The sequence below is a fragment of the Streptomyces desertarenae genome (genome assembly GCF_042681365.1).
Lineage (GTDB): Bacteria > Actinomycetota > Actinomycetes > Streptomycetales > Streptomycetaceae > Streptomyces > Streptomyces desertarenae.
Genome location: NZ_JBHUFU010000012.1, coordinates 175,363 through 190,800 on the forward strand (window position 1 = coordinate 175,363; position 15,438 = coordinate 190,800).

At 74.6% G+C, this 15,438-nt stretch carries 12 protein-coding genes and 1 pseudogene; 7 read left to right on the forward strand and 6 right to left on the reverse strand.

Annotated elements, in window-relative coordinates:
- Window positions 1–70: 70 nt before the first annotated feature.
- Window positions 71–973 (forward strand): deoxyribonuclease IV, encoded by a 903-nt coding sequence (locus tag ACFSJS_RS20555; RefSeq protein ID WP_380902515.1) that lies wholly within the window; start codon window positions 71–73, stop codon window positions 971–973.
- A 51-nt stretch (window positions 974–1,024) separates the two neighbouring features.
- Here ACFSJS_RS20555 and ACFSJS_RS20560 read toward each other — a convergent pair whose 3' ends face one another.
- A complete protein-coding gene (locus ACFSJS_RS20560; protein ID WP_380902517.1) occupies window positions 1,025–1,648 on the reverse strand; it encodes a sulfite oxidase-like oxidoreductase in 624 nt (207 codons plus the stop codon).
- A 157-nt stretch (window positions 1,649–1,805) separates the two neighbouring features.
- Here ACFSJS_RS20560 and bfr point away from each other — a divergent pair, with 157 nt between their 5' ends.
- The gene (gene bfr / locus ACFSJS_RS20565; RefSeq protein ID WP_380902519.1) at window positions 1,806–2,318 is read left to right on the forward strand and encodes a bacterioferritin; all 513 of its coding nucleotides are present in this window, start codon (window positions 1,806–1,808) and stop codon (window positions 2,316–2,318) included.
- Between the two features lie 22 nt (window positions 2,319–2,340).
- Here bfr and ACFSJS_RS20570 read toward each other — a convergent pair whose 3' ends face one another.
- Both ACFSJS_RS20570 and ACFSJS_RS20575 read right to left on the reverse strand, forming a co-directional pair.
- The gene (locus ACFSJS_RS20570) at window positions 2,341–2,670 is read right to left on the reverse strand and encodes a (2Fe-2S)-binding protein (protein ID WP_380902521.1); all 330 of its coding nucleotides are present in this window, start codon (window positions 2,668–2,670) and stop codon (window positions 2,341–2,343) included.
- A 186-nt stretch (window positions 2,671–2,856) separates the two neighbouring features.
- Window positions 2,857–4,206 (reverse strand): class II 3-deoxy-7-phosphoheptulonate synthase, encoded by a 1,350-nt coding sequence (locus tag ACFSJS_RS20575; RefSeq protein ID WP_380902523.1) that lies wholly within the window; start codon window positions 4,204–4,206, stop codon window positions 2,857–2,859.
- Between the two features lie 357 nt (window positions 4,207–4,563).
- Here ACFSJS_RS20575 and ACFSJS_RS20580 point away from each other — a divergent pair, with 357 nt between their 5' ends.
- Window positions 4,564–6,477, forward strand: a complete 1,914-nt coding sequence (locus ACFSJS_RS20580; protein ID WP_380902598.1) for an anthranilate synthase family protein — start codon at window positions 4,564–4,566, stop codon at window positions 6,475–6,477.
- Window positions 6,478–6,550: 73 nt separating this feature from the next.
- Here ACFSJS_RS20580 and ACFSJS_RS20585 read toward each other — a convergent pair whose 3' ends face one another.
- The 3 genes and pseudogenes from ACFSJS_RS20585 to ACFSJS_RS20595 form a co-directional block, all read right to left on the reverse strand.
- Window positions 6,551–7,588: an ATP-dependent 6-phosphofructokinase gene (locus ACFSJS_RS20585; RefSeq protein WP_380902525.1), complete on the reverse strand. Its 1,038-nt coding sequence runs from the start codon at window positions 7,586–7,588 to the stop codon at window positions 6,551–6,553.
- 129 nt (window positions 7,589–7,717) lie between these two features.
- Window positions 7,718–8,413: a response regulator gene (locus tag ACFSJS_RS20590; RefSeq protein ID WP_380902527.1), complete on the reverse strand. Its 696-nt coding sequence runs from the start codon at window positions 8,411–8,413 to the stop codon at window positions 7,718–7,720.
- Window positions 8,403–8,891: pseudogene (locus tag ACFSJS_RS20595) on the reverse strand (sensor histidine kinase); the annotation flags it as partial. The pseudogene ACFSJS_RS20595 and the gene ACFSJS_RS20590, both read right to left, overlap by 11 nt.
- Window positions 8,892–9,490: 599 nt before the next feature.
- Here ACFSJS_RS20595 and ACFSJS_RS20600 point away from each other — a divergent pair.
- The 4 genes from ACFSJS_RS20600 to ACFSJS_RS20615 all read left to right on the forward strand — a co-directional run bounded on the left by ACFSJS_RS20600 (window position 9,491) and on the right by ACFSJS_RS20615 (window position 15,337).
- Window positions 9,491–10,627 (forward strand): endo-1,4-beta-xylanase, encoded by a 1,137-nt coding sequence (locus ACFSJS_RS20600; protein WP_380902529.1) that lies wholly within the window; start codon window positions 9,491–9,493, stop codon window positions 10,625–10,627.
- 222 nt (window positions 10,628–10,849) lie between these two features.
- Window positions 10,850–11,608, forward strand: a complete 759-nt coding sequence (locus tag ACFSJS_RS20605; protein ID WP_380902531.1) for a thioesterase II family protein — start codon at window positions 10,850–10,852, stop codon at window positions 11,606–11,608.
- A 1,073-nt stretch (window positions 11,609–12,681) separates the two neighbouring features.
- Window positions 12,682–13,890, forward strand: a complete 1,209-nt coding sequence (locus tag ACFSJS_RS20610) for a cytochrome P450 (protein WP_380902533.1) — start codon at window positions 12,682–12,684, stop codon at window positions 13,888–13,890.
- 97 nt (window positions 13,891–13,987) lie between these two features.
- On the forward strand, window positions 13,988–15,337 hold the full coding sequence (locus tag ACFSJS_RS20615; protein ID WP_380902535.1) for a serine hydrolase domain-containing protein: 1,350 nt from the start codon (window positions 13,988–13,990) through the stop codon (window positions 15,335–15,337).
- Window positions 15,338–15,438 lie beyond the last annotated feature (101 nt).

The window sequence follows — 15,438 nt, forward strand, 5'->3', positions numbered from 1 at the left end:
CCACGGCCCGGCGGCCCGCTGCGAGCGGGCCGCCGGGCCGTGTGCCGCGCGCACCTGGCACCCTCGGTGTGTGAGCACAGCACCTTCCCCCTCCCCCGACGCCCCGGCGGGCCGGTCCCGCAACCCGGTCGGCAGCCACGTCGCCGTCTCCGGCGGACTCGCCGCCAAGGGGCTGGCCTACGCGCGCGAGATCGGCGCCGAGGCCGTACAGGTCTTCGTCGCCAACCCGCGCGGCTGGGCCACCCCGGCCGGCGACCCCCGGCAGGACGAGGCGTTCCGCACGGCCTGCGCCGAAGAGGGCATCCCGGCCTACGTCCACGCCCCCTATCTGATCAACTTCGGCTCCCACAACCGGACCACGGCCGAGCTGTCGGCCGTCTCGCTGCGCCACTCGCTGCACCGGGCCCGGCAGATCGGGGCCCTGGGCGTGGTGGTGCACACCGGGTCGGCCACCGGCGGACGCAGCCGCGCGGCGGCCCTGGCCCAGGTGCGCGAACTGGTGCTGCCGATCCTGGACGAGCTGGACCCGGGCGACCGCGGCGACCCGTGGCTGCTGCTGGAGCCGACGGCCGGCCAGGGCGCCTCGCTGTGCGCGCGCGCCGAGGACCTCGGCCCCTACTTCGACGCCCTGGACCACCATCCCCGGCTGGGGGTCTGCCTGGACACCTGCCACGCCTTCGCCGCCGGGCACGACATGACCGCCGAGGGCGGCGCGAAGGCACTGCTGGACGAGGTGACGGCGGCGGTGGGCGGGGGGCGGCTGCGGCTGGTCCACGCCAACGACTCCCAGGACGTCGCGGGCGCCCGCCGGGACCGCCACGCCGCCATCGGCTCCGGTCACATCGGTGCGGAGCCGTTCCGCGAGCTGCTGCGCCATCCGGCCACGGAGGGCGTGCCGCTGGTCATCGAGACCCCGGGCGGCAAGGAGGGCCACGCGGCGGACCTGGCGCTGCTGAAGGGGCTCAGGAGCTGAGCGGGCGGCCTGAGGGACCCGGGCGGCGGCTCCGGGGCGTCCCCCGGGCGGCTACGGCTGCGGCCCGTCGCCCGGCTCCTCCTGGTACGAGTAGCGCTGCTCGTGCCAGGGGTCGCCGATGTTGTGGTAGCCCCGCTCCTCCCAGAAGCCCCGGCGGTCGGCCGTCATGTACTCCACGCCCCGCACCCACTTGGGGCCCTTCCACGCGTACAGGTGGGGCACCACCAGCCGCACCGGGAACCCGTGCTCGGCAGTGAGGGGCTCGCCCGCGCGGTGCGTGGCGAAGAGGGTGTGCCCGGCCGCGAAGTCCGACAACCGCAGGTTGGCGCTGTAGCCGTACTCGGCCCACACCATCACATGGGTGACCTGCCGCGCGGGCGGCACCTTCTCCAGGATCGCGCGGGCGGGCACCCCGCCCCACTCCACGTCCAGCATGCTGAAGCGGGTGACGCAGTGGAGGTCCCCGACGACGGTCTCGTGCGGCAGCGCCGAGAACTCCTCGTGGTTCCAGCTGAAGGTGCCGCCGTCGGCGGTGGCCCCGAAGACCCGGAACTCCCAGCGCTCGGGCCGGAACCTGGGCACCGGCCCGTAGTGCGTCACCGGCCAGCCGCGCTGGATCCGCTGCCCCGGCGGAAGGCGTGGATGCTCCTCCTTGCGGCTTTCCGGCTGATCCATGACTCCATGGTGACAGACCCCCGGGGCGCCGCCGACCACCGCCTCACCACATCGAAAGCCAACACAACGGACAGGTCGTCACTTACTGGACCAATGTGCACGACGGTGCGAGGATGCGCGCATCCGACCGGCCCCCCGTGGAAGGAACCATGCCGGCATGCAGGGCGACCCCGAGGTCATCGAGTTCCTCAACGAACAGCTCACCGCCGAACTGACGGCGATCAACCAGTACTTCCTCCACGCCAAGCTGCAGGAGCACAACGGCTGGACGAGGCTCGCGAAGTACACCCGGGACGAGTCGTTCGACGAGATGCGGCACGCCGAACGGCTGACCGACCGCATCATCTTCCTGGAGGCGCTGCCCAACTACCAGCGGCTCTTCCACGTCAGGGTGGGCCAGACCCTCACCGAGATGTTCCAGGCGGACCGCCAGGTCGAGGTCGAGGCGATCGACCGGCTGCGGCGCGGCATCGAGGTGATGCGGGCCAAAGGCGACATCACCTCGGCCAACGTCTTCGAGGACATCCTCGCCGACGAGGAGGAGCACATCGACTACCTCGACACCCAGCTCCAGCTGATCGAGAAGCTCGGCGAGCCCCTGTACATCGCCCAGCAGATCGAGCAGCCGGACGGGCAGGGCTACGGCCACGGCTACGAGAAGAAGGGCTGACGGAAGCCGGGGCCCCGCCGGCTCAGGCCGCGACGCTCCGGCCGGGCCACGCAGCCGGCACCGCGGCGGCGGGAGCGGGCGCCGGGACCGCGGGGGAGGCCGGGGAGGCCGCACCGGGGGCACTCGGGCCCGGAACGCCGGGCACCTGCGGCGGCGTACCGGCGGAGCGGGCCGCGGCCTCGCGGCGCGGGCAGCCGCCGCGGCCCAGCAGCCCCTGGATGCGGCGGACACAGGAGCCGCAGTCGGTGCCCGCCCGGCTCGCGGAGGCTATCCGGCGCGGGGTGCAGGCCCCGGCGGCCGCGTGCTCGCGGATCTGCTCCTCCGTGACGCCGAAGCACGAGCAGACGTACACGCGGTTCACCTCCGCCGCAGCAGCCGGACAGGATCGAAGGACCCGCCCCCGGGCAGGTCAGGTAAACCTTACCTTAGTTGCGCCGTGCCGCCTCCGACAGGCCGATGGGGCGCGGACCGGTGTGATCCGCGCCCCATCACGCTCGACGCTCCGTACGCGGCCCGCCGGGCACCGACGCCCGGCCGCTCACTGGTCCCGGTACATCTCCGCGACCAGGAAGGCCAGGTCGAGGGACTGGCTGCGGTTCAGACGCGGGTCGCAGGCCGTCTCGTAGCGCTGGTGCAGGTCGTCGACGAAGATCTCGTCACCGCCGCCCACGCACTCGGTGACGTCGTCGCCGGTCAGCTCCACGTGGATGCCGCCCGGGTGGGTGCCCAGGCCCTTGTGGACCTCGAAGAAGCCCTTGACCTCGTCGAGCACGTCGTCGAAGCGCCGCGTCTTGTGCCCGCTGGCCGCCTCGAAGGTGTTGCCGTGCATCGGGTCGCACACCCAGGCCACCTGGGCGCCGGAGGCCGTGACCTTCTCCACCAGGGTGGGAAGCCGGTCGCGGATCTTGTCGGCCCCCATCCGGGTGATGAACGTCAGCCGGCCGGGCTCGCGGTCCGGGTCCAGCCGCTCGATCAGCGTCAGGGCGTCCTCGGGCGTGGTGGTCGGCCCCAGCTTGACCCCGATCGGGTTGCGGATGCGGGAGGCGAACTCGATGTGCGCGCCGTCCAGCTGCCGGGTGCGCTCCCCGATCCAGACCATGTGGCCGGAGACGTCGTACAGGTTGCCCGTACGGGAGTCCACCCGCGTCAGCGCCGACTCGTAGTCGAGGATCAGCGCCTCGTGGGAGGCGTAGAACTCCACCGTCTTGAACTCCTCCGGGTCCACCCCGCAGGCGTTCATGAAGTTCAGCGCCCGGTCGATCTCCCGGGCCAGGGCCTCGTAGCGCTGCCCCGAGGGCGAGTTCCTCACGAAGTCCTGGTTCCAGGCGTGCACCTGGCGCAGGTCGGCGTAGCCGCCGGTGGTGAAGGCGCGCACCAGGTTCAGCGTGGCGGACGAGGCGTGGTACATCCGCTTGAGCCGCTGCGGGTCCGGGGTGCGGGCCTCGGGGGTGAACTCGAAGCCGTTGACGGAGTCGCCCCGGTAGGAGGGGAGCGTGACCCCGTCGCGGGTCTCGGTCGGCTTCGAGCGCGGCTTGCTGTACTGACCGGCGATCCGGCCCACCTTCACCACGGGGACGGATCCGGCGTAGGTGAGCACGGCCCCCATCTGGAGCAGCGTCTTGAGCTTGTTCCTGATCTGCTCGGCGGAGACGGCGTCGAACGCCTCGGCGCAGTCCCCTCCCTGGAGGAGGAACGCCTCGCCCCTGGCCACGGAGGCCATGCGCTCCCGGAGCTGGTCGCACTCGCCTGCGAAGACCAGCGGCGGATAGGACTCGAGCTCGGCGATCACGTCGCGCAGAGCCTCGGAGTCCGGCCAGTCGGGCTGCTGCGCCGCGGGTAGGTCTCGCCAGGTGTTGGCACCGGCGTCGGGTTTGGCGTTCACGGTCACACCCCCAGACTACGCGGCGGCCTCCGGCCCCCCGCTCCGCTGCCCGAAGGATGAGACACGGGCTGCCGCGGGCCGGGCCGATCGGGTAGGGTCCGGACCATGTTCGCGCAGACGACCCCGGCGGCCCCCACGGCCGCCGCCTGGTGGTGGCCCGCCCCCTCGGCGGCCCACCGACGCGCGCACTGACGACCACCGACGCGAAGGCCGCCCGAAGGGCGGCCTTCGCCGTGCCGGGCACCGCCCGGCGCACCCGGCCGTCCCTTCCGGGCAGGAAGGAACGGACCCGCTGTGGAAACCACCGAGCCCGCCGAGCACCCCGGCACCGCCGAACCCGCCCGCCCCGCGGACGCCGGCGCCCTGATCGCCCGGCTGTCGGCCGACGTGAGCACCCCCTTCGCGCTGCTGCGGCGGCGCACCCCGGGCCGGGACGGGCGCACCGTCGAGGTGCTGCTCGGACCGGTCACCGAGGCGGAGCGGCTGGCCGACCTCCCCGTCGGGGAGCTCGGCACCCTCGCCCTGGTGCCCTTCCGGCAGATCCGCGAACGCGGCTTCGACGCCGTCGACGACGGCACCCCGCTGGCCGTCCTCACCGCCGCCGAGCGGTTCGAGCTGCCCCTGGAGGCGGTCCTGGCCGCGCTCCCCCGCCACCCGGTGCGGGTCGCCGCGGGGGGCTTCGACGTCTCCGACGAGGAGTACGCGGAGGTGGTGCGCCGGGTCGTCCGGGACGAGATCGCCGCCGGCGAGGGCGCCAACTTCGTCGTCCGCCGCACCTACCGGGGCACGATCCCCGGCTACGGGCTCGCCGACGCGCTGGCCCTGTTCCGGCACCTGCTGACCGGGGAGCGCGGGGCGTACTGGACCTACGTCGTCCACACCGGCGAGCGCACGCTGGTGGGGGCCAGCCCCGAGGTCCACGTGCGGATGAGCGGCGGGACGGTGGTGATGAACCCCATCAGCGGCACCTACCGCTACCCCCCTTCCGGCCCGACCGCGGAGGACCTGCTGGCGTTCCTCGGCGACCGCAAGGAGACCGAGGAGCTGTCGATGGTCGTCGACGAGGAGCTGAAGATGATGTGCACCGTCGGCGACAGGGGCGGGGTGGTGGTCGGGCCGCGGCTGAAGGAGATGGCCCACCTGGCGCACACCGAGTACGAGCTGCGCGGGCGCAGCACCTGGGACGTCCGCGACGTGCTGCGCGAGACGATGTTCGCCGCGACCGTCACCGGCAGCCCGGTGGAGAACGCCTGCCGGGTGATCCGGCGCCACGAGGCGGGCGGGCGCGGCTACTACGCGGGCGCGCTGGCGCTGCTCGGCCGGGACTCCGGCGGCGCCCAGACCCTGGACTCCCCCATCCTGATCCGCACCGCCGACATCGACGCGGCCACCGGCGACCTGCGGGTGCCGGTGGGCGCCACGCTGGTGCGCGCCTCCGACCCGGCGGGCGAGGTCGCCGAGACCCACGCCAAGGCCGCCGGGGTGCTGACCGCGCTGGGCGTGCGGCCGGGACCGGCGCAGCCGGCCGGGGACGCGGCGCGAGCGCCCGTGCGCCCGCGCCTGGCGGACGACCCGCGGGTGCGGGCCGCCCTGGACGCGCGGCGCGCCGGCCTCGCCCCGTTCTGGCTGCGGATGCGGACGGACGGCGACGGCGACGGCGCGACCGGCGCGCGGACCGGCGGCGCGGTCCGCGGGAGGGTGCTGGTGGTGGACGGTGAGGACACCTTCACCTCGATGCTGGCCCACCTGCTGCGCTCCACCGGGCTGGAGGTGGCGGTGCGGCGGTACGACGAGCCGGGACTGCGCGAGGCGGCCCTCGCCCACCCCGGCCCCGTCGTCCTCGGCCCCGGACCGGGCGACCCGCGGGACGCGGCCGACCCGAAGATGCGGCTGCTGCGCCCGCTCGCCGCCGAGCTGCTGCGCGGCCACCGGCACGGGGTGCTGGGCGTCTGCCTGGGCCACGAGCTGATCGCCGCAGAGCTGGGCCTGCCCCTGGTCCGCAGGGACGAGCCGTACCAGGGCGCGCAGGAGCGGATCGACCTGTTCGGCACCGCCCGGACCGTCGGCTTCTACAACTCCTTCACCGCCCGCTGCGACGAGGCGGCCGTCCGCGCGCTGGCCGCGCGCGGGGTGGAGCTGAGCCGTGACCCGGCCCGCGGGGACGTCCACGCGCTGCGCGGTCCCCGCTTCGCCGGGGTGCAGTTCCACCCCGAGTCGGTGCTGACGCTGGAGGGGCCGCGGATCGTGGCCGACCTGCTGGCCGCCGTACCGGTCTGAGCGGCCCCCGCCCGGTGCCCGGCCCGCGCTCCCCCGCCGGGCTGGGCACGGGCCGGGCGCGCGGGCGGGGCCGTCAGCCGAAGAAGACGCTCGCCTCCTCGTACAGCGCGGGGTCGACCGTCTTGAGCGTGGAGGTCGCCGCGGCCAGCCGCACCCGGGCGATCCGGGTGCCCTGCAGCGCCGTCATCACGCCCCAGTCGCCGTCGTGCACCGCGTCGATGGCGTGCAGGCCGAAGCGGGTGGCCAGCCAGCGGTCGAACGGGCTGGGGCTGCCGCCGCGCTGGATGTGGCCGAGCACGGTGGTGCGGGACTCCTTGCCGGTGCGCCGCTCGATCTCCCTGCCCAGCCACTCGCCCACCCCGGAGAGCCGGGCCCTGGGGTCGGCGCCGGGCGGCGGCGTGACGTCGCGGTGCAGGGTGATCTCGCCGGTCTCGGGCAGCGCGCTGTCGGCGATGACGACGATCGGGGCGTAGGTGGCGCGGAAGCGGGACTCGACCCAGCCGCACACCCGTTCCACGCTGAAGGGCCGCTCGGGGATGAGGATGCAGTTGGCGCCGCCGGCCAGCCCGGCGTGCAGCGCGATCCACCCGGCGCTGCGCCCCATCACCTCCACCACCAGCACCCGCTTGTGGGACTCGGCGGTGGTGTGCAGCCGGTCGATGGTCTCGGTGGCGACGCCGACGGCCGTGTCGAAGCCGATGGTGTAGTCGGTGAGGGGGATGTCGTTGTCGATGGTCTTGGGGACTCCCACGAGGGGGACGCCGTGGTCGTCGGCGAGCTGCGCCGCGACGCCGAGCGTCGCGGTCCCGCCGATCACGATCAGGGCGTCCAGCCGGTGGCGGGCGAGGGTGCCGCGCACCCGGTCGAGGCCGTCGTCCAGGAGGAGGGGGTTGGTGCGCGTGGAGCCCAGGATGGTGCCGCCGCGCGGCAGGGTGCCGCGCACCGCCGGGATGTCGAGCGCCACGGTCTCGTCCCGCAGCACACCGCGCCAGCCGTCGCGGAAGCCGACGAACTCGTCGCCGTACTCCTGCACGCCCTTGCGGACGACCGCGCGCAGCGCCGCGTTGAGGCCGGGGCAGTCGCTGCCCCCGGTGAGCACTCCGACCCGCATGGAATTCCCCTCTCCGCCCGGAAGCCGGGCTCCGGTCTCTCCCGTCGGTGTCCGTTCCGGTCACGCTAACGGCCGGGTGCCCGGGTGGGGCGGTGGAACACGCGCCGGGGCGGGAGGGCGCCGCGGGGCTCAGGCGTCGTCCAGGCCGCGCTCTATCGCGTAGCGCACCAGTTCCACGCGGTTGTGGAGCTGGAGCTTGCCGAGGGTGTTCTGCACGTGGTTCTGCACGGTGCGGTGCGAGATGACCAGCCGCTCGGCGATCTGCTTGTACGACAGCCCCTTGGCGACCAGCCGCAGCACCTCGGTCTCCCGCTCGGTCAGCCGGGGCGCGGCGGGCCGGTCGGGCTCGCGCGGCTCGGAGCCCCCGGCCAGCCGCCGGTACTCGCCGAGCACCAGGCCGGCCAGGCCCGGGGTGAACACCGGGTCCCCGTCGGCGGTGCGGCGCACCGCGTCCAGCAGCTCCCCGGTGCTCGCCGACTTCACCAGGTACCCCGTCGCCCCCGACTTCACCGCCTCCAGCACGTCCGCGTGCTCGCCACTGGCGGAGAGCACCAGCACCCGCGGGCCCGCGCCGTCCGGGCCGACCAGCTGCCGGCACACCTCGACCCCGGGCAGACCCGGCAGGTTGAGGTCGAGCACCAGCACGTCCGGCTCGGTGGCCCGTGCCCGGCGCACGGCCTGGGGGCCGTCCCCGGCGGTGGCCACCACCGTGAAACCCGCCTCGGTCAGGTCGCGGGCGACCGCGTCCCGCCACATCGGGTGGTCGTCGACGACCATGACCCGCACGGCCGGCCGGCCGTTCCGCTCCCCGCTCTCACCGGTCATCCTTGGGCACCCTCATCTCGACTTCCGTCCCCTGCCCCGGCACCGACACCAGCTCCGCGCTGCCGCCCAGGTCCCGCAGCCGCCCCCGGATGGACAGCGCCACACCCATCCGGCCCTCGGCCTCCGCGGCCTCCAGCCGCCCGGGCGGGATGCCCGGGCCGTCGTCCCGGACCGTCACCACGACGGCGTCCGGCTCGTCCTCCAGCAGGAGCCACACCTGCGCCTCCTCGCCCCCCGGGCCGCCCGCGTGCCGCCGCGCGTTGTCCAGGGCCGCGCCGACGGCCGCCGCCAACTCCCGGGCCGCGCGGGCCGGGAGGGTCACCGGGGCGCCGGGCTCCGCGAAGGAGACCCGGGGGCCGCAGTACGCGGCCAGCAGCGCGCGCACGTCGCAGGCGCCGTCGCCCTCCTCCCGCCCTCCGCGCCGCAGCGGCGGCCGCGCGGCCGGCGCTGCGGCCGGCCGAACTGGCGCGGGTGCTGGGGGCGGCGCGCGGCGGGCCGTGCGGTGTTCGCCCTGTCTGGCGGCGTGGGGCACCACGGGCGCCCGGCGCTCTGGTCCGAGCGGCGCGGCGGCGGGCCCGGGCGGCCGATCCGGGGCCGTACGGGTGACCCGCCGGCCGCCGCGGAGGCCGGGCCCCGGCGGGTTCGAGGGCCCCGCGGGCCGTCCGCCCACCCGCCGCCGCGGGAGCGACGCGGGGAGCGCGCCGGGCTCCTTCGCCGCCGGGACGCCGCCCCGGCCGCCGCCGCGGACCCGGTCGAGCCGGCGCCCGGCCCGTCCGGTTCCGGTCGGCCGGCGGAGCGCGTCGTGCGCGCTGCCCCCCTCACGCCTCGCCGGAGTTCCCGCGCCGGGACGCCGTACGGGCCGCTCCCCGCGGCGCCCCGGTCGCGCGGTGCCCGGGCGGCCGCCGCTTCTCCGCGTCCGTCCGGAGCGCGGGTGCGGCAGGCGGTGGCGACCGCGGGGGAAGCAGGGTGCCGCACGACTATTGACGGCCCGGCTGACAAGCCCTTAGCGTCCATGATCCCAGCATCCGGAAACTTTCCGGAAACTCCGAAAAGGCCGACCGAAATGAGAGTCCTCCGATGAGACCCGTCCGCTTCGTCACCGCCGCGCTCGCCACGGCCGCCCTGTCCCTGCCGCTGGCGGCGGTACCGGCCGCGGCCGACCCGTCCTCCGACCAGGGGGCCGCGTCCCACTCCAACGCCAGGTTCGACCGGCTGCGCTGGGCCGCTCCCGACGGCTTCTTCGTGGGCACCGCCGTGGCGGGCGGCGGCCACCACCTCGAGCAGGACTACCCGGACCCCTTCACCTCGGACAGGGAGTACCGGAAGATCCTGGGGCGCCAGTTCAACTCGGTCTCCCCCGAGAACCAGATGAAGTGGGAGTACCTCCGCCCGGAGCGGGACCGGTACGACTTCGGTGCGGCCGACGCCATCGTCGACTTCGCCGAACGCCACCACCAGGTCGTGCGCGGCCACACGCTCCTGTGGCACAGCCAGAACCCGGAGTGGCTGGAGGAGGGCGACTTCTCCGACGAGGAGCTGCGCACCATCCTGCGCGAGCACATCACCACCGTCGTCGGCCGCTACGCCGGCCGGATCCAGCAGTGGGACGTGGCCAACGAGATCTTCGACGAGCAGGGCGACCTGCGCACCGAGGAGAACATCTGGATCCGGGAGCTCGGTCCGGGCATCGTCGCCGACGCCTTCCGCTGGGCGCACCAGGCCGACCCGGAGGCGAAGCTGTTCTTCAACGACTACGGCGTCGAGGACGTCAACGCCAAGAGCGACGCCTACTACGAGCTCGTCCAGGACCTGCTCGAGCAGGGGGTGCCCGTGCACGGCTTCTCCGTGCAGGCGCACCTGAGCATGCGCTACGGCTTCCCCGGCGGCCTCGAGGAGAACCTGCGCCGGTTCGACGAACTCGGCCTCGAGACGGCCGTCACCGAGCTGGACGTGCGCATGGACCTGCCGGAGGACGGCGAACCCACCGCTGCGCAGCTGCGGAAGCAGGCCGACTACTACCAGCGGGCGCTGTCGGCCTGTCTGGCGGTGGAGGACTGCAACTCCTTCACGATCTGGGGCTTCACCGACAAGTACTCCTGGGTCCCGGTGTTCTTCCAGGGGGAGGGCGCCGCGACGGTCATGACCGACGACTTCCGGCGCAAGCCCTCCTTCTACGCCCTGCAGGCCACCTTGAAGAAGGCGAAGAGGAAGTAGGGCAGCCCCCCTCGGACCGCCCCGCCGCGGCAGCCCGCGGCGGGGCGGCCGCTGCCGCCCCGGGCGCGGCGCGTGTCTTGTTCCCGGGGCTTCGGCCGGCGCCGCCACGCCGTAGGGTGGCCGGCGAACGGGATCACGGGCCGCGGCGCGTCCACCGTGGCGGGGCGGGGCCCGTGCCGGACGGAGAGGCGAAGGGCGCTGATGGTGAGGAAAGACCCCTGGATGAGGGAACTGCGCAGGAGCGCACGGCCTGTGGCGCACGTGGTCTTCTTTCCGCACGCCGGGGGCGCCGCCACGTTCTTCGCGCCGTTCGCCCCGTGCTTCCCCGAGGGGTTCGACCTCTCGGCGGTCCAGTACCCGGGCCGGCAGGAGCGCTTCGGCGAGCCCTTCGTCACCACCATCGAGGGCCTCGCCGACCGGATCCTGCCGTCCTGCCGGCGGTACGCCGCCGCCCCCGTGCCGCTCGTGCTCTTCGGCCACAGCATGGGAGCGACCGTGGCCTTCGAGACGGCGGTCCGGCTCGAACGCGAGGGCCCGGCGGCGCCGTGCCGCCTGGTCGTCTCCGGGCGGTCCGCCCCGTCGGTGCCCCGGGAGAGCCGCGTGCACCTCGGCACGGACCGGGAGCTCCTGGACCACATCATCGACATGGGCGGGACCGACGCCGAGGTCGTCCGGAACCCGGACCTCATCGACATGGTCATGCCCGCGATCCGCAACGACTACCGCGCGGTCGAGCTGTACCGGCCCAGGGAGCACACCCTGGTGGGCCTGCCGGTCCTGTGTCTCACCGGTGACCGGGACCGGTGGGTCGCACACGAGGGGGCCGCGGCGTGGAAGGACCACACGACCGCGGACTTCCGGCTGAGGGCCTTTCCGGGAGGGCACTTCTTCCTGGCGGAGCACCGGGAGGCCGTGGCGCGCCTCGTGGCGGACTGGGCCGTGTCCGCGGACGGCTGTCCTCCCCGGGGCGCCGGGGGGTGACGCGAGGCGGGGCCGGCGCGGTCCCGGCGGCGCCGGCTCCGCGGAAGGCGGGTTGTGAGGATGCACGCCTCCATGCAATTTCATATGAGCGTGCGCCCCTGTGCGCCCTCCTGTGCCACTCTGCTCCGTCGTGCACCGGGACGCCCCGCGCCCGGTTCGCACACCTGTCCCACCCCTGGAGCCGACCGGCTCGCGCGGCCCGGCCGGGCCGGCCCCGACACCCTCGCCGACCTGGGATTTCGCCGGTGATCGCGGTGGGTTCCCGGCGGTCCGGGCCCGCATCCGGGGCGGGCGCCCGCAGGAAAATCCGACGATCTGAGGGGGCCGGTGTTTGAGGGTGCGCGTGAGGGGCACACGCGGAGGCGGTGTTCCGGTCCCCGCACCGTGATGTGAGGGGCCGGGTTCCGGTTGAAGCTACTCGTTGGTCACGGTGCGCGGGTGGGAAAAGCACCCTCCGTTAAATTTCCGGGGGTTGCCATCGCGTGACACACCGTGAAGACTGTGGCCGGGATCCACCGGGACGAAGGTGTGCGGAGGGCGCATTAGGCCTACGCTCGAACAGTTCGGGCCGAATGTGTGCACCCTTCCGTCCCGCCATCAGGCGTCCGGCCCTGCGGGCCGGTGCCTGTCCGTGTGTGTTCAGGGGAAGTCCGCGCAACGGCTGCGCGGAGGGTTTCGCTGGGGGGTTTGTGATGTCGGCTTGGTCCGCGAGGCAGATGCCACCGTCCGTCCTCGGACGGGCGGAAGACCGGAGTGCGGTCCGGCGGACGTGTTGACCCGGCCCGGGCGGCCTGAGTGACGAGCGCATGACAACCATGCGCGCCGACGGGAGACCGCCGTCTCCCGCCTCCCCCGCGCCGCGCCGCCCGTAAGCGGGCGGGCGGACCGCTCGACGCCGGCGGCAGCGGCCGGCGGAGCGCATGTCACCGCACGCCGTCCCCACCGGCGCGGGCCACGAGTCCGCCCGGAGCCGTGCACGGCGGCCGCCACCGGGCGTGCCGTGCACAGCCACCACCCAGCCCCGCCGCAACCGCGGTCCGCTGCGCCTGCGCGCCCCACCCAAGGGAGAAAAGGTGACCAGCAACCAACTGAGGCAGAGGTCCTCGGTCTTCGACGCGTTGACCGACCGATGGCGGTCCTTACGGGCCGCCGGGCCGGTGGTCCACGACGAACAGCAGGGCCTGTGGCAGGTCGTGGACCACCAGAGCGTCGCCGCCGTGCTCGCCGACCCCGCGACGTACTCCTCGGACCTCTCCGCGATCACCCCCACCCAGGAGGACTTCGAGGCCTTCCGCCAGGGCAACTTCGTCGGCATGGACCCGCCGGAGCACCGCAAGCTCCGCACCCTGGTGAGCCAGGCGTTCACCCCGCGGGTGGTGCACGGGCTGGAACCGCGCATCGAGGACGTGTGCGCGAGACTGCTGGACGCGGTCGGGGACCGCGACCGCTTCGACCTGGTCGACGCCCTGGCCTATCCGCTCCCCATCATCGTGATCGCCGAACTGCTGGGCATACCGGCCGAGGACCACAGGCTGTTCCAGGAGTGGGCGAGCACCCTGTTCGGCGGCGACCAGCTCGGCGAGACGCTCGACATGGCCGACCTGGAGCGGGCGCTGGAGGCCATCGCCCCGACCGTGCGCGAGATGAACGGCTACGTCCTGGACCACATCCGCCGCCGCCGCGCACATCCCGCGGAAGACCTCATCGGCCGGCTCCTCACCGCCGAGGTGGACGGCACCCGCCTGAGGGACGAGGAGATCGTCGGGTTCGTGGCCCTGCTGCTGGTCGCCGGGCACATCACCACCACGGCGCTGCTGGGGAACGCCGTGGTGGCCTTCGACCGGCACCCCGGCACGCTCACCGCGCTGCGCGCCGACCCCGGCAGGCTGCCGGACGCCATCGAGGAGGTGCTGCGCTGGCTGCCCCCCTTCCCCGAACTGGGGCGCCGCACCACCCGCCCCGTGGTCCTCGGCGGCCGCGAACTCCCGGCCGACACCCTGCTGATGGCCCACCTGGGCGCCGCCAACCGCGATCCGGCCCGCTTCACCGCGCCGGACGACTTCGACGTGACCCGCAGTCCCAATCCCCACCTGACCTTCGGGCACGGCATCCACTTCTGCTTCGGCGCGCCACTGGCCCGGCTGGAGGCGCGGATCGCGCTGCGCATGCTGCTGGAGCGCTTCCGTGACATCGCCGTCCCCGCACCGGGCGACGTCACGTTCCAGAACCCGGCCGTCATCGTCGGCGTACGCCACCTGCCGATCGAGGTCGGCAGGCCGTAACACCGGGCGCCGACGCGCCCCGGCCCGGCCCCGCACCGCTCACCCCGCGGGCCGGTCCGCCACCCGTCCCCACCCACTCACCGGGAGTCCCCTCCTCATGCCGTATCCCACCGGCGCTCCGGTCACCGACCGGCGGCCGACCCTGACCCACCAGGCGTTACAGGACCGTCTGGACACCCTCGCCCGCATCCACCGGGTGCCCGGCGCCCAATTGGCCGTGGACACCGGGACGCAGCTCCTGAGCGTGCACACCGGAACGGCCGACGCCGCCACGGGCGCCCCCTTCACCGCGGACACGGCCGTGCCGCTGGGATCCGTCACCAAGGTCTGCACGGCGGCCGCCGTGATGCTCCTGGCCGACGACGGCGACCTCGATCCGGACGCCCCCGCCGCCGAGTTCCTCCCCGAACTGCGCGAACTGCCCGCGGTGTCGGTGCGCCACCTGCTCGGCCACACCGCCGGCCTGCCCACCGGGCCCGACTCGGACACCGCCGCCGGCACCACCGCCTCCCGCTACCTGTCGGCGGTCTGCACCGCACGGGACGCGCTGTTCGCGCCCGGGACCGGCTTCTCCTACTCCAACGCCGGCTACGTGGCAGCCGGGCGCCTGGTGGCGGCGGTGACGGGCATGACCTGGCAGGAAGCCGTCCGCGCGCTGCTGCTGGACCCGCTCGGCACCGTCCCCGCCTTCCTCGGCGACACCCGCCCCGCCCGCCCGGTCGCCGCCGGCCACGCCGTCAACACGGCGTCGGGCCGGGTGCGCCCGGTGCACCAGAACCTGGCCCCCGTGGAGGCGCCGGCCGGCGCCCTGCTGGCGAGCGCCCTGGACCTGGCGGCGCTGGGAAGGGCCCTGGCCGGCCGGACCGACGTGCTGCCGCCCGCCACCGCCGCGCGGATGCGCCGCCCCGAGCCGGGAGCCGAACCGGGCGTCCTGGCGGACGCCTGGGGACTGGGCCTGGCGCTGTTCCGGCAGGACGGGCGGTGGTGGTGCGGCCACGACGGGAACGCCCAGGGCACCTCCTGCCACCTGCGGGTGGAGCCGGCCGACGGTGTGGTGGTCGCCTTCACCGGCAACGCCGCCTCCGCCACCGCCCTCTGGCGCGACCTGGTCGAGGACATCACCCGGATCACCGGTGTGCGCGTGCCGACCGCTCCGGCTCCCGCACACCGGGGCGCCCCCATCGCCCTCCCCGAGTGCGCCGGCACCTACCGCAACGGCCGGACCGAGTACCGAATCACGGTCGGTGCGAGTGGTTCCCCGGAACTGTCCGTGGACGGCGACTCCCCGGCGCCGCTGGTCTGCTACCCGGACCTCTCCTGCGACCTGGTCGATCCGGCCACCGGCCGGCGGGAGCCGGGCGGGCACTTCCACCGCGACCCGGCCACCGGCGCCATCGACCGCGTGCAGATATCCGGGCGCACGGCCCGCCGGACCGGCACCGCCTGACCGGCGCACCACCGCCCCGTCCCGCCCCGCACACCGCGGAGGCCCACCGCACCGCTCCGGTGGGCCCACGGGCCGCCTCCCCGGGCCGGCCCGTGCCCGCG